Annotated in this window: 14 protein-coding genes; 2 read left to right on the top strand and 12 right to left on the bottom strand. The window is 72.8% G+C overall.

The features are described from left to right. Positions 1-208 precede the first annotated feature (208 nt). Positions 209-1843, top strand: a complete 1635-nt coding sequence (locus ACI790_RS11220) for an exonuclease domain-containing protein (protein WP_456569857.1) — start codon at positions 209-211, stop codon at positions 1841-1843. Positions 1844-2161: 318 nt separating this feature from the next. On the opposite strand, the gene ACI790_RS11225 is transcribed toward ACI790_RS11220, so the two are convergent. From ACI790_RS11225 to ACI790_RS11280, 12 genes are all read right to left on the bottom strand, one after another. Next, positions 2162-2524 (bottom strand): hypothetical protein, encoded by a 363-nt coding sequence (locus ACI790_RS11225; protein WP_456569858.1) that lies wholly within the window; start codon positions 2522-2524, stop codon positions 2162-2164. Then, entirely contained in the window at positions 2500-3780 is a 1281-nt protein-coding gene (locus ACI790_RS11230; RefSeq protein ID WP_456569859.1) for a cation diffusion facilitator family transporter, read from the bottom strand. Before ACI790_RS11230 ends, ACI790_RS11225 begins: the two co-directional genes overlap by 25 nt. An 80-nt stretch (positions 3781-3860) precedes the next feature. Further along, the gene (locus ACI790_RS11235; RefSeq protein ID WP_456569860.1) at positions 3861-4496 is read right to left on the bottom strand and encodes a methyltransferase family protein; all 636 of its coding nucleotides are present in this window, start codon (positions 4494-4496) and stop codon (positions 3861-3863) included. Positions 4497-4529: 33 nt separating this feature from the next. Beyond that, positions 4530-5168 carry a cation transporter gene (locus ACI790_RS11240; RefSeq protein WP_456569861.1) on the bottom strand — a complete coding sequence of 213 codons (639 nt, stop codon included), beginning with the start codon at positions 5166-5168 and terminating at the stop codon, positions 4530-4532. Then, positions 5165-5557 carry an ArsR/SmtB family transcription factor gene (locus ACI790_RS11245; protein WP_456569862.1) on the bottom strand — a complete coding sequence of 131 codons (393 nt, stop codon included), beginning with the start codon at positions 5555-5557 and terminating at the stop codon, positions 5165-5167. The genes ACI790_RS11240 and ACI790_RS11245 overlap by 4 nt, the downstream gene beginning before the upstream one ends. Positions 5558-5653: 96 nt before the next feature. After that, complete coding sequence (locus ACI790_RS11250; protein WP_456569863.1) at positions 5654-7117, bottom strand: NADH-quinone oxidoreductase subunit N; 1464 nt, start codon at positions 7115-7117, stop codon at positions 5654-5656. Between the two features lie 5 nt (positions 7118-7122). Continuing rightward, complete coding sequence (locus tag ACI790_RS11255; protein ID WP_456569864.1) at positions 7123-8757, bottom strand: complex I subunit 4 family protein; 1635 nt, start codon at positions 8755-8757, stop codon at positions 7123-7125. Between the two features lie 2 nt (positions 8758-8759). Beyond that, positions 8760-10697: a proton-conducting transporter transmembrane domain-containing protein gene (locus ACI790_RS11260; protein WP_456569865.1), complete on the bottom strand. Its 1938-nt coding sequence runs from the start codon at positions 10695-10697 to the stop codon at positions 8760-8762. Then, on the bottom strand, positions 10694-11011 hold the full coding sequence (locus tag ACI790_RS11265; RefSeq protein WP_456569866.1) for an NADH-quinone oxidoreductase subunit NuoK: 318 nt from the start codon (positions 11009-11011) through the stop codon (positions 10694-10696). The genes ACI790_RS11260 and ACI790_RS11265 overlap by 4 nt, the downstream gene beginning before the upstream one ends. Next, complete coding sequence (locus tag ACI790_RS11270; protein WP_456569867.1) at positions 11008-11589, bottom strand: NADH-quinone oxidoreductase subunit J; 582 nt, start codon at positions 11587-11589, stop codon at positions 11008-11010. The genes ACI790_RS11265 and ACI790_RS11270 overlap by 4 nt, the downstream gene beginning before the upstream one ends. 10 nt (positions 11590-11599) lie before the next feature. Then, entirely contained in the window at positions 11600-12538 is a 939-nt protein-coding gene (locus ACI790_RS11275; RefSeq protein WP_456569868.1) for an NADH-quinone oxidoreductase subunit H, read from the bottom strand. After that, entirely contained in the window at positions 12531-13157 is a 627-nt protein-coding gene (locus ACI790_RS11280) for a hypothetical protein (RefSeq protein WP_456569869.1), read from the bottom strand. Before ACI790_RS11280 ends, ACI790_RS11275 begins: the two co-directional genes overlap by 8 nt. A gap of 24 nt (positions 13158-13181) precedes the next feature. On the opposite strand from ACI790_RS11280, the gene ACI790_RS11285 reads away from it, so the two are divergent. Continuing rightward, positions 13182-13372, top strand: a 191-nt coding sequence (locus ACI790_RS11285; RefSeq protein ID WP_456569870.1) for a hypothetical protein, incomplete at its 3' end; no start/stop codon positions are given.

The raw sequence follows: 13372 nt of genomic DNA on the forward strand, positions 1-13372 counted from the left end.
TCGCGCGTAGCCGAAGACCTGCCATAACACGCCGGCGGAACGACCACGGCGGGCGGGGAGCTGAGGAGCCACCCTGCACTGCCCGACGCGGCCGAGCATCGAGATCGGACGGTCTGACCCACCCGCCAATCAGGCCTCGCGCGTCTCGCAACGTCCCAGCTCCCCGTCACCCCGGCGATACGGTGCGCTACCGAGAGTGGGGGGGCACATGAACGAGGGCAGTGCGGTGCTGGCGGTCGTCGACCAGTTCGACAACGTTCCGGTCGTCTGGTGGGTCGACATCGGTCCGCGGATCGCCGGCATGTCTCGACTGTGCGGGGCCTGGGTCCTCGACGGGGACGGTCATGAGCTGACGCTGCGGTCTCTGACGGCCACCCGGACCATCGTCGCCACCACGGCCGGGCAGTCGCTGCTCGACGCACAACAAATCGCTCCAGCCCGGGTCCTCGACGCCAAGGCAACGCTCAGGGCAGCCGCCGCGACGCGCGACGAGCTGCAGGCCGTCTACGAAGAGGCCGAGGCGGTCCGCAGGACCACCCTGACGCCGCCGCGCTGGCCGACCCTGCCGCAGCCCTTGGACACCGAGACCGCGTCCACGCCCGGTGGCGACCCCCGCACCTCTCGCGCCCTGGGCATCGCCCGATGGCTGCACGCGCTGTGCGCCGCTTGGGACACCATCGAGGAGCAGCGGCTCGCCCGCCCGTACATGCGCATGGTCGGCGGTCCCGCCACCCGCGGGCTGCCCGTCGTCTACCGCGGCACGTGGCCCGATCCGGTCCGCCACGAGCCGGCTCCGTCGGTGGAGGCGCCCGAGATCGCCGCCCTCGTACCGGCACCGCGCGCGTCGGTGGAGGACGCAGCAGCGTCGGCCCCGGTGTCCCTCGACGCCCTCGACTTCGTCGCCATCGACGTCGAGACCGCCAATGCCCACCGCGGCTCCATCTGCGCCATCGGAGCGGCCGTCGTCCGCGGCGGCGTCGTGGTGTCCACCCACTCGTGGCTGGTGCGTCCGTCCGCCGGCCTGGACACCTTCGACAAGATCAACGTCCGTCTGCACGGCATCACCGCGGACATGGTCGCCGACCAGCCGTCCTTCGCCGAGCGGCTGGACCAGCTCGTCGAGGTTGCGCAGGGGCTGCCGCTGGTCGCGCACAACGCGGCCTTCGACGTCGGCGCGCTGCGCGAGGCATGCTTGGTCGCCGACAAGGAGTGGCCGACCGCCGACTACGCCTGCTCGCTGATCCTGGCGCGGCGGGCGCTGGATCTGATCTCCTACCGCCTGCCGATCGTGGCTGCCGAGTGCGGTGTCGACGCCGGACGCCACCACGAAGCCGGTGCGGATGCGCGCGCGTGCGCGCAGGTCGTCATCGAGATCGCGCGGCGCCGCAACGTCGAAACCCTGGCCGAGCTCCTCACCGACCTGCAGGTGCTGGCCGGCCGGCTGGACGCCGCGGCCTGGCGCGGCTGCCACAGCACCCTCGGCTCCGGGGGCACTGGGCTCATCCGCCCGGAGACCGCCGTCGACGCCGACCCCGAGCACCCGCTGTACGGCCAGATCCTGGTCTTCACCGGTGCGCTGAGCATCCGCCGGCAGGACGCCTGGGACGCTGCCGCTCGCTGCGGTGCCGTGCTGGAGATGACCGTGACGAAGCGGACCACGATGCTGGTCGTCGGAGACGGCTTCACAGGCAGCGACCCCGCGGACTTCGCCACAGGAAAGGCGGCGAAGGCGGTGCAGCTCCGCGACAAGGGGCAGCGCATCGAAGTCCTCACCGAGGCCGACCTCGTCGACCTCCTGGCCGAGGTACGCACGTCCGGAGCCCGGCAGGTGGCTATCGTCTGATCCCTCGCGCCACGCGGATGCGCCTGGTCATCCGCGCCGCCAGCCGGCTGGATGTTGACCAGCTCGCCGACGGGGAGGGTCTGGCTCCGCAGGTAGTCGGAGACGGCCTTCGTCGGGTTGACGGCCACACCGACCGCGACGGCTAGGCCGCTGCCCACCCGAGCAGGGCTCGGTGCACCCGGAGCTCGACGACGGGCGTCTTGGACGTCTCGGTCGCCTAGAGCTGACCGGCCTGCAGGCAGCGCAGCGTGTGCTGCCGGACGACGGGCGGCGCGGAGTCGACGCGGAAGAGCGTCGCCGCCGGCAGCGACTCCGCCGTCAGGGAAGAAGCCGGTCCCAACTGTGGACGAGGCCGTTGAGGTGGTTGACGCAGTCGTCGAGGTGCGGGTTCTCCAGCGCTCGAAAATCGAGAACTACGGAATCCCAGTCGCCTTCGTGAGCGATTTGATTGCGCCTGTCGACTTGCAGTTGCGTCTGGGTCTTCAGCCTCTCAGGACGGGAACCCATGCTCATCGCTGCCTGCAACCACAAATCATCGGCATCCTGACCGATGGCAACGAAGAGATCGTCGATCTTGTCCGGCGAGACGAGCGTCTTGTAGGAGAGCCGGTAGCGGATGTACTGGGCCGCGGAGGGGCCCGCCACCTGACTCGGAGTCAACTTGCCCAGATAGCCCAGCACACGAGTCTCCTCGGCCTGCAGGAAGCGAACCCGCGGCCCCGGCCACCTCGGTGAGGTGGCCATCGGTGCACCGGTAGCTCACGCGTCGCCGCGCCCTCCGTGTACGTTCGCCGGCCTCGGCCTCGGCGCCGTGTCGCCGGCACCCGCCCACGGGCCCCTGATGACCTTTCCGTCCGTCTCCACGCCTCTCCCTTCTTCAGCGCCGCCGCGTGGTTCACTGCCTTTCCCGTGTGCGTCGGCACGGCGAGGTCGCCGCTGTAGTCAGGTGGGCGTCCAGTCACCCAAGGCTGTGGTTCAGCCCGTGGCGACCGCGCCGTCGGCGAACCGCAGCGAGCATGTCGTACCGGCGGCGGATGGTTCGGATGGTCACGGCTACTCCCTCGGTCGGCCGCCCTGGGGGCGGCGTACGCCCGGTCAGCGGTGGACGGCGAGCTCGTGGTCGGCGTGCGTGGCGGCTTCCAACTGGAAGGTGGAGTGCTCGACGCTGATGTCGAAGTGCTCGGCGAGGCAGCCCTGCAGCCGGTCGAGCACCCGGGGTGCGTGTCCGTCGTAGAAGCAGGCGTCCTCGACGCGACGTGCGCGGTGAGCACCGGAAGCCCGGTGGTGATCTGGGACGCATGCAGGTCGTGGACGTCCAGCACGCGGGGCTGGGCGAGCAGGTGGGTGCGCACGGCGTCCAGATCCAGTCCAGGTGGGGTGCTCTCCAGCAGCACCGAGACCGTCTCGCGCAGCAGCTTCAGCGTGCGGGGCACGATGAGCGCGACGATGACCAGGGAAGCGATCGCGTCGGCCTGCTGCCAGCCGGTGAGCGCGATGACGGCGGCGGCGACCAGCACAGCGACCGAGCCCAGGGCGTCGTTGACGACCTCGAGCAGCGCCGCACGCATGTTGACGCTGCCGTCGCGCGCGCCGCCGCGAGTGAGCACCAGGATGCCGATGATGTTGGCGGCCAGGCCGAGCCCGCCGAAGACCAGCACGGAGGTCGAGGCGACGTCGGCCGGGTCGAACAGCCGGCCGACGGCCTCGATGCAGATCCAGCTGCCGACCGCCAACAGGACGGCGGCCTGCAGGGTCGCGCCGAGCACCTCAGCTCTCCGGTACCCCCAGGTGCGCCGGGCCGTGGCCGGGCGCAACGCCAGGGTGGCGGCGAGCAGGGCAATGACCAAGCCGGCCGCGTCCGTGGCGGCGTGGGCGGCGTCGGCGGCCAGCGCCAGGGATCCCGAGACCAGCGCGCCGACCAGCTGCAGGACGAGCACGCTGGCGGTGAGGACGAGCACGATGAGCAGGCGGCGACGGTCGGCTCCGGCCCCGCCGTGCTCGTGGTCGTGTCCGGCGGTCATCTGGCTCTCCTTCCCTGGGCACTGACGCGAGCGGCGGCCGTGAGGCGTCCGACGCCGGGCAGGAACCGGCCTGTCTGCTCGGCGTAGGCGGCGTAGGTCCCGCCGTGGACGGTGAGCAGGTAGGGCTCCTCCACGGCCCGAACCTGCAGCTGGATCGCGGCCACCAGTGCAACCAGGGCGAGGACGCTCACCCAGGTCGGGACCATGAGGACCACGCCGAGCTGGGCGACGGTCATCGCCGTGAAGATCGGGTTGCGGACGTGGGCGAACACCCCCGTGGTGACCAGTTCGGTGCGCTCGGCCGGGTCGACACCGATCCGCCAGGAGGCACCCATGCCGGTCTGCCCTGCCAAGGTCGCGCCGAACCCGGCCAGTGCCAGCACCAGCCCGGCCAGCTGCACCCCGGTCGGCGCGTCGGCGGTCACGACGCCGGACACGGCCAGCAGCGGGCCGGCGAGGCCGGTGACCACCGCTGCGACGAACAGCACCCCGCCCCACCAAGCGGCCTCGGCCGGGGTGCCGGAGATGCCGTGGAACCCGGCCGAGCCGGTTCGGCGGCGCTGCACCCACGAGCGCACGCCGAACAGCACGACCAGCGCCACGACGTAGAGGGCCACCGCCACGCCGGTCACGACAGCACCTCCGCGCTGGATGCGGCCGGGGCGTCAGTCGTCGCAGTCATCGTCGTCCTCGAAGCCCAGCTCGCCTTCCCACGCCTCCCGCCCCTCCATCACCGCGAACCCGGCGATGACGAACCCCGCGACCGCGTCCACCCAGGTCCAGCCGAACACGGTGAACGCCAGCAGGCCGACCAGCGTGCTGACCGACAGCCAGGCGCACAGCCGCGTCTCGGCGGCGTCGGCGATGACCAGCCGGGAGCCCAGTGCCTCACCGGCGCGGCGCTTGGCCCGGGCCAGCCACGGCATGACCACCACGGAGACGGCCACCAGCAGCACACCGATCAGGCTGGTATCGGGGATCTCGTGGCTGAACAGCCGCCTGATGCCCTCGTAGGTGACGTAGGCGGCCAGGGCGAAGAAGGTCAGCGCGATGAACCTCAGCGCCTTCCGTTCCTTGGCCTCGTCGACGTCCCCACCGTGCACCTCGGCGTAGAGGCGGACGAGCACGACGGTGGCGGCGGCGACCTCGATGCCGGAGTCGATGCCGAACCCGATCAACGAGATGAGCCCGGCCGCCAGGCCCGCGCCGACGGCGATCACCATCTCGACGACGTTGTAGCCGATCGTCAGCTGCTCGAGCCGGACCGCGCGGCGGGCGGCCGGCGTCATCGTCGGGGCGCTCATCGGGAGCCCGCGTCGCCGTAGGTCGGGCACAGCCGCACCTGGTCACCGGTCGCGGCCAGCAGCCGCTCGGCGGCCGCCAGCAGCTCCAGCACCTGCGGCGTGGCGGTCAGCGACCACAGCGACGCCCGGCCCTGCGGCCGGGACTCGGCCAGCCCGCAGTCCCGCAGGCAGGCCAGCGCCCCACTGACCGAGCTCTGCGCCAGCCCCAGGTGGGCGGTCAGGTCCACGACCTTGTGTTCACCGGCGCGGGCGAGGTGCAACACGATCGCCAGACGGGTCGGGTCCCCGAGGCTGCGAAACAGGCACGAGGCCGCGGACACTGCTGCCGCATCACCAGCCGGCTTGGCGGAGACTCCGGGGGTCTGGGCAGCAGCACCGACCGCATTCATCGCAATGGGCCGATGTTAGCGGGCCTCGCCCACGATCTCCCACCAGCTGCCGCTCGCTCCGGTGATCCAGGTCTGCGGGGCAGAGCAGACACCCCGTCAGCCTGCGCCGGATGCCACACCGAGCCACATTCCGGCGCCGAGGCCGAGCAGCACCGATCCGACCGCGGCGGCGTGGAGGATCACCGCAGGTGCGGCCCGGACCTCCTGCGCCGTTCCGGCGGCCGTGCGAGGGCCACTGCCCCCCAGGCCCTCCGCCGGGGCCGGTGTCACGGCCACCCCGGCGAACGCAGGGGCGATCCAGCGCAGGTAGTAGAAGAGGCTGGCGACGGTGTTCACCGCGGCCACGACGACCAGCCACGCCAGCCCGCCGTCCCAGGCCGCAGCGAAGACGGCGAGCTTGCCGACGAAGATGGCCGTCGGTGGGGTGCCGACCAGGCCCAGCAGGCACACCACGAGGCTGCCCACCAGCCACCGGCGTCGCCCCACGGCCGTGGCCCAGTCGGTGATCGTGCGGGCGGCCGGCGTGGCGGTGATTGCGGCGAAGGCGCCGATGTTGGTCACCGCGTAGCCGGCGAGGTAGAGGGCCAGGGCGGGGATGGCGAGACTGCTGCGGCCGGCCACGGCGACGACCATGAACAGGTAGCCGACCTGGCTGACCGTGGAGTAGGCCAGCAGCCGCAGCACGTCGGTCTGGGCGAACGCGGCCAGGTTGCCCAGGGTCATGCTGGCCGCCGCGATGACGGCCACGAGCAGCGGGACGTCGAGGGGCAGATCGGCGAACGGCTCGGCGACCAGTCGGAAGGCGGCCGCGACGGCGCCGATCTTCGGGATCGTGGTGATGTAGGCGGCCATCGGCGGTGTCGTCCCGGCCGTGACGTCGGGCACCCAGAAGTGGACGGGGACGGCGCCGGCCTTGAAGGCCACCCCGGCGAGCACGCCCAGGACTCCGATGGCCAGCAGCGCCGGTGACGCCTCCGGGAGCGCCGTGGCCATCGACATGTACCCGGTCGTCCCGGAGGCCAGCACCAGAGCGGCGACGCCCACCAGGAGCAGCACGCCGACGAAGGCGCCCATGAGGTAGTACTTCATCGTCGCCTCGGTGCCGGCGGCATCCTTCGCGAAACCGGCCAGCGCGTAGAGCGGCACGCTGGCCAGCAGGTAGGCGGCCACCAGGAGGAGCAGGTCGCCGCTGGCCGCCAACGCGACGGTGCCGAGCCCGCCGAGCAGCATCAGCACGTAGGCCTCGGTCTCCCGCGGATGGCCGGCCACCGAGGGTGCGGCCAGCCAGACGAGGACGGCGACCCCGAGGGCGACGACGATGCGGACGACGCCGGTGGTGGTGTCCACGACCCAGGTGCCCTCGAAGATCCGCTCGGCGGGGCGCGACATGGCAACGGCTGCGGCCACCGCGCTGCCCAGACAGGCTGCGGTGACCAGGAGCCGCACCCGCCACTGCGCCCGCTGCGGCGTCCACAGCCCCAGCAGCAACCCGCCCGCCGCCCCCAGCAGGAGCAGCCCCTCCGGCAGCAGCGCCGGCCACGCCTCCGTGCCGCCGGACATGCCCGTCACCGGGCCACCAGCTCCACCACCGCCGCCGCCGCGGGCTCGAGGACGTCGAGCAGGACGCGGGGGAACAGGCCGAGCACCACGGCGAGACCGAGCAGCGGCACGATCGAGACCAGCTCGTGGCCCCGCAGGTCACGGAGCCGGGTCGGCGTCCGGGCCTCGGTGGCGACCGCCGTGGCGGCGGCCGCTCGCGGCGGGGTCGACCCCTCCCCCGCCCGGGCGGTACCCGCGTGGCCGTCGACGCCCGTGTGGACATCGGCGTCCGCCTCGCCCGGGGCGACGGTGTCGCCGGCGAGCAGCCGCTGCAGTGCGAGCAGGAACAACCCGGCGGTGACCAGGATGCCGACCACGGCGATCACCGTGGCCACCGGCGCGGCCTGCAGCGCCCCGGTGAAGACCTGGAACTCGGCGATGAACCCGGAGAACCCGGGCAGGCCCAGGGATCCGAACGCCGCCACCGCGAAGCAAGCGGCGAACACCGGAGCCGGACGGGCCAGCCCGCCCCACCGGTCGAAGGCATAGCTGTGCCCGCGGGACCACAGCCAGCCGCTGAGGAGGAACAGCGCGCCGGTGAGGAGACCGTGGCTGACCATCTGGTACATCGCCCCCACCGTGGCCACGGTCCGGGCCTCCTCGTCGGCGGCGGTGACGAGGCCGGCCGCGCCCAGGCCGAGCAGGACGTAGCCCATGTGGTTCACCGAGGTGTAGGCGATCATCCGCTTGACGTCGGTCTGGGCCAGCGCCACGAAGGCGCCCCACAGCACGCTGATCACGCCGACCACGACGACGACCATCGCCCAGCGCTGCCAGGCCTCGGGCAGGATCGGCATGGCGATCCGCACGAACCCGTACGTGCCGAGCTTCAGCAGGACCCCCGCGAGGACGGCCGAGCCGGCGGCGGGGGCGTCGGTGTGCGCGTCGGGCAGCCAGGTGTGGAAGGGGAACAGCGGCGTCTTCACCGCCAGACCGAGCCCGATCGCCAGCAGTACGAGCCCACCGGCCACCGGGGAGTCCGCCAGCGGCGGGTTCGCCGCCAGCACCACCATGTCGAACGTGCGCTCCTCGCTGCCGAGGAACAGCCCGATGAACCCGACCAGCAGGGCCAGCGAGCCGACGAAGGTGTAGAGGAAGAACTTCAGCGCGCTGCGCCGGGCGTTGCCGTGCCCCCAGCCGGCGATGACGAAGTACATCCCGACGATCGTCAGGTCGAAGAAGACGAAGAACAGGATGAGGTCCAGCGACGCGAACGTGCCCAGGCAGGCGGTCTGCAGGAAGAGGAACAGCGCGGCGTACGTCCGCGGCCGGTCCGGCTCCCGCAGCGAGTAGCCCGCGCACGCCAGGAAGAGCACGCCGGTCAGCGCCAGCAGCGGCAGCGACAGCCCGTCGACGCCGACGTGGTAGCCCGCGTCCACCGTGGGGATCCACTGCAGGTCCGTCTCGTAGGCGAGGCCGTCGACGACGCCGGAGGCACCCTCCCCCGCCTCGAAGCGCCACCACATCCAGGCCACCAGCGCCAGGTCGACGGCGGAGGCGGCCACCCACACCCCGATGGCGGCCCGGCCACGCAGCCGGGGTGCCGCCAGCAGCACGCCCGCCGCCAGCAGCGGCAAGAAGATCACGACGGTCAGCAGCACGACTACCTCACCACCAGCAGGAGGACGAGCAGGAACCCGAGGCCGGCGGCGGCCTGGGCGTAGTACTGGTGCAGCAAGCCGGTCTGCGGGCGTCGGGCGGCGCTGCCGGCGCGGCGGAACGCCCGCGCGGTCGCCCGGACGGCGCCGTCCACGAGCCCGGCGTCGATGCGGGCGGAGGCCGCCGCCGTCCACCGTGTTCCGGCTGCGACAGCGGTGACCGCCCGGTCGATGCCGCCGTCGTCGGCCCGGGCGGCCAGGCGGGCCACCTGCTGGGCCGTGGAGCCGGCGGCATGAACGGCGCGGTCGATGCCGCGGTCTTCGACGGCGGCCAGCACCCGGGCCACCGCGAGGGCCGGCCGGGGGGAGAGCAGGTGCCCGAGCCCGGCCCAGGACGACAAGGGGCTCCGTTCGACGGCCCGGCCGAGCGCCGGCCGGGCCTGGCTCACCATCACGGTGAGCGCCAGGGCCACCACGGCCAGCGCACCGGAGAGCAGCAGGTCCCCGAGCCCGGGAGAGGCCTCGCCTTCCGCGTCCAGCACCGTCTTCAGCGCCTCAGCCACGGACGGGAGCGCGAGGACGCCGAGCCCCGCGGCGAACACCGCGAGGACGCCGGCTGCCGCCCGAGTCGGCAGCGGGATCCTGCGGATCCCCGCCTCCTCCTCGTCGAGCGGCTCCTCCCCCGTGGGCCGGGCCAGGACGACGGCCAGGATCTTCCCGGCGTAGACGGCGGAGAGCACCGCGGCGGCCATTCCGACGACGGTCAGCGCCGTCCCCTCGACGCCCGCGAGCACCTCGTCCTTCGTCGCCCACAGCGAGAGCGGTGGCACGCCGGCCAGGGCCAGCGCCGCCACAGTGGCCGCCGCGCCGACGCCCGGGTAGCGCCGCGCAGCTCCGCGCAGGCCGGACAGCTGCTTGGTGCCCAGCGCGGTGAGCCAGGCGCCGGCGGCGACGAACAGCCCTGCCTTCACCGCGGCGTGCGCCACCAAATGCGCGGTGCCGCCGGCGGTGGCGCCGACCCCGGCGGCGAGGACGACGAAGCCGATCTGGGCAGCGGTGCTGGCGGCCAGCAGCTGCTTGAGGTCCGTCTGCGCGACGGCCACCGCGCCCAGGAGCAGCGCGGTGAGCGCGCCGACCCAGGCCGCGGCCGTCGCCGCCCAGCCGGTCCCGGCGAGCAGCGGCTGCATGCGGAGCAGCAGGTAGCCACCGGCGGCGACCATGGTCGCTGAGTGGAGCAGCGCGCTGACCGGGCTGGGGCCCTGCATCGCGGCCGAGAGCCAGGCCGAGAAGGGCAGCTGCGCCGACTTGCCGAGTGCGGCGAGCAGCACACCGGCCGCGGCAAGGTCCGCCCAGCCGCCGTCCGCGGCGCCGAGGTCGGCCAGCACCAGGCTGCCGGTGGCGGCCAGCGCCGCACCGGCGGCCACGTACAACCCGAGGTCGCCGGCCCGGGTGGTGACGAACGCCCGGGTGCCGGCGGCGAGCTTGCCTGGCTCGTTCCACCGGAAGCCGATCAGCGCGTAGGACGTCGCACCCATCACCTCCCACGCCAGCAGCAGGGCCGGCAGCGTGGCCGCGGTGACGGTCGCCAGCATGGCGGCGACGAACAGCAGCACGAACCCGAAGAAGCGGGCCCGCGCCGCGTCCCCCGACAGGTCCGCAACGGCGAAGACGGTGACCAGCAGGGCGATCCCCGCGACCAGCACCACGAGCACTGCAGACAGGCCGTCGATGACCAGGCGCAGGTCCCCGCCCTCGACGATGCCCAGGAATGGCATCGAGAGGTTCGGGCGCCCGGCCGCCACCATGGCGGCGAGCACGACGGCGGTGCCGGTGACACCGGCGGCGACCGGACCGGCGACGCGGTCGGCCCCCCGTCCGCTGATCAGGAGCCCGGCCCCGCCCACGGCGGGCAGCAGGACCAGGGCGGCGAGGGCGGCGGTCATCCGCGCAGGTCCGTGGCCATGTCAACCATGTCCACCTGCCGGGCGCGGTAGATAGCGACGGTGACGGCGAAGCCCATCGCCATCTCCACGGCCATGACGACCAGGGCGACGACGACGAGCACCTGGGCATCGGGCAGCTCGGGTGCGAGGAAGTACCAGGCCGCTCCCCCGGCCAGCAGGACGCCGTTGAGGACAAGCTCCAGGCCCATCATCACCATGACGATCGACTGCTGGGACAGCGCGCCGAACAGCCCGACCCCGATCAGTCCGGCGGCGACGGTCAGCACGATCTGCAGGACCAGTTCGGCGCTCACCGGGGCAGTCCTCCGGGCACCGGGTCGTCCGGCCGCGAGGCAGCCAGGTCGGCGCCGAAGCGGTCGTAGCGGCCGCGGGAGGTGGCCAGGATGGTGCCAGCCAGGATGGTGGCGAACAGCGCAATGCCGATCAGGAGCATGACCAGCATGTGGCTGCCCATGATCGCCTCGCCGAGCTGCCGGGTGCTGTCCGCGGGCAGCTGTCCGGAGCGGGTCGGCCAGTCGATCGTCCAGATCCCGGCGGTGAGGACGACGAAGGCACCGGCACCAACGACGGCCGAGCCCTTGGTGTTATGCACCATCGTCATCGGCATGAGCCCGGCCGGGTTCATCATGAACGCGATCATGAAGACGGCCATGATCGCCATCTCGATCGTCATCATCAACGCGGTCACCACGGCCAGGTAGACCAGACCGAAGGCCAGCAACACGCCGGCGGTGGCCAGGAACGACCCCAGCAGCGCGAACGTCGCCCGGGCCATCGAATCCACCACGAACACCGCGATGCCCGCGGCGACCGCCACCACGCCGAGCAGCCCCACCACGGCGGTCGCCCAGCCCGACAGGTCAGTCAGCATCGTGCCCCCCTCACGCGTAGAACCCGTTCAGCACGAGCACGGCGACGACCAGCGCCTGCACCAGCGTGAGCGGCACCAGCACCACCCAGCCGACCTCGACCGTCCGGTCCGGGCGGAGCACGGGTAGCCGCCGGCCCAGCCACACAAGCGCCCCGATGACGGCAAGCGTCTTGAGCAGGTGCCACACCGGACCGGGCAGCCACGGCCCGGCGTCACCGCCGAGGAACAACGCGGCCGCCATGGCCGCACTCGCGCCCAGGAAGACCGCCCGGCCGACCTCGACCAGCAGCCGGTCCACCCCGGACAACTCCGAGGTGACCCCGCCGGCGATGTCGGGTGCAGCAGGCGCGGCGAAGGGTCCCCAGAAGGCGAAGGCCGCGGCGCCCGCGACGAAGACCACGAAGGCGACGGGCATGGTCACCACGAACCACAGGTCCTGCTGAACGGCGACGATGTCCGTCGTCCTCAGCGAGCCGGCTGCCAGGCCTGCCGTGATGAGGGCGAACATCAGCGGTAGCTCGTAGGCCAGCCCCTGGGCGAGGAACCGGTAGCCGCCGGTCAGAGCGTGGACGGCGTTCGGGCCCCAACCGATCAGCCAGACCGCGGCCCACAGCAGGGCCTCCATGGCGTTGAACCACACGAGGTCAGCACTGGTCGACCACAACGTCCGCCCGCCCATCGGGACGACGGCCAGTGACAGCAGAGCCAGTGCCGGCACTGCCCCACAGGAGAGTCGCCACAGCAACCGGTCCGGTGCCAGTGTGGTCCGCCGCTGCTCGACCAGCAGACGCGCACTCGAGCGGACCGGCTCGACAGCGTTCCCGGGCGCGCCGGACACCACAGCGCGGTCGACTCCCGCCACCACGATGCCCAGTAGCAGGCCGACCGCCACGACGCCGAGGACGGCTGGCGCGAATCCCCAAGCGTCCGCCAGGGTCTGCTCAGGCATGTGCGTGCTCCGGCGCCCATGGGGCCGGCGCAGGTACGACGTCCAGGCTCGCCAGGATCAGCCGAGCGCTGCCGATCTCCGTGCCTTCCACGAGGGCCGCGACCTCGTCCAGCGACGTCAGGGGCCGGTCGTCGACCGGGTGCCCCGACGCCACGTCGCACCAGCGCCGGATGCGGTCGAGGACGCCCTCGCCGGCACCGTGCTTCGGCGCGATCCCCCCGATTCCAGCGGCCGTCCACGACAGGGTCTGCGACCGGCGAACCCGCCGCGCCACGGCCTGGGCGAGCCGCTGCGCTTGGCCTGGGTCTGTCCCGGCGAGCAGTCCGTCCCGGGCGCGGCGCGCGTCGCGGGCGGCCGTCGGCCAGCCGGCGACATCGAGGAACCGGGCGAGGCAGTCCAGCGCCGACGCCTGGGCGTCCGGGTGCGGCCGCGGGGGCTGAAGCATGTCGGCATCGAGCCACGCGCACTCGGCGGCGGTGAGGACGTCCCCTTGCAGTTCTCCCCGCAGCACCAGACCGGTCGGCCAGCCTGGCAACACCGGCCCGAGCGCCACCTTCAGGACGTCGAGCTCCAGCCCGTCGCGATCCGGACCGGTCGAGGCCATCGGCAGCCCGGCCACCTCACCACCGTGGTCCATGCCCTCGTGACCACCGCCGTGGTCCATGCCCTCGTGACCACCGCCGTGGTCCATGCCCTCGTGACCACCGCCGTGGTCCATGCCCTCGTGACCACCGCCGTGGTCCATGCCCTCGTGACCACCGCCGTGGTCCATGCCCTCGTGACCACCGCCGTGGTCCATGCCCTCGTGACCACCGCCGTGGTCCATGCCCTCGT

The sequence above is a fragment of the Blastococcus sp. SYSU DS0539 genome (assembly GCF_054050855.1).

Bases quoted from the DNA above. Each gene is read 5' to 3' on its own strand.
- ACI790_RS11275 (WP_456569868.1), bottom strand. From the start codon at position 12,538: ATGCCTGAGCAGACCCTGGCGGACGCTTGGGGATTCGCGCCAGCCGTC.
- ACI790_RS11270 (WP_456569867.1), bottom strand. From the start codon at position 11,589: ATGCTGACTGACCTGTCGGGCTGGGCGACCGCCGTGGTGGGGCTGCTC.
- ACI790_RS11245 (WP_456569862.1), bottom strand. From the start codon at position 5,557: ATGAATGCGGTCGGTGCTGCTGCCCAGACCCCCGGAGTCTCCGCCAAG.
- ACI790_RS11220 (WP_456569857.1), top strand. From the start codon at position 209: ATGAACGAGGGCAGTGCGGTGCTGGCGGTCGTCGACCAGTTCGACAAC.
- ACI790_RS11250 (WP_456569863.1), bottom strand. From the start codon at position 7,117: ATGTCCGGCGGCACGGAGGCGTGGCCGGCGCTGCTGCCGGAGGGGCTG.
- ACI790_RS11240 (WP_456569861.1), bottom strand. From the start codon at position 5,168: ATGAGCGCCCCGACGATGACGCCGGCCGCCCGCCGCGCGGTCCGGCTC.
- ACI790_RS11260 (WP_456569865.1), bottom strand. From the start codon at position 10,697: ATGACCGCCGCCCTCGCCGCCCTGGTCCTGCTGCCCGCCGTGGGCGGG.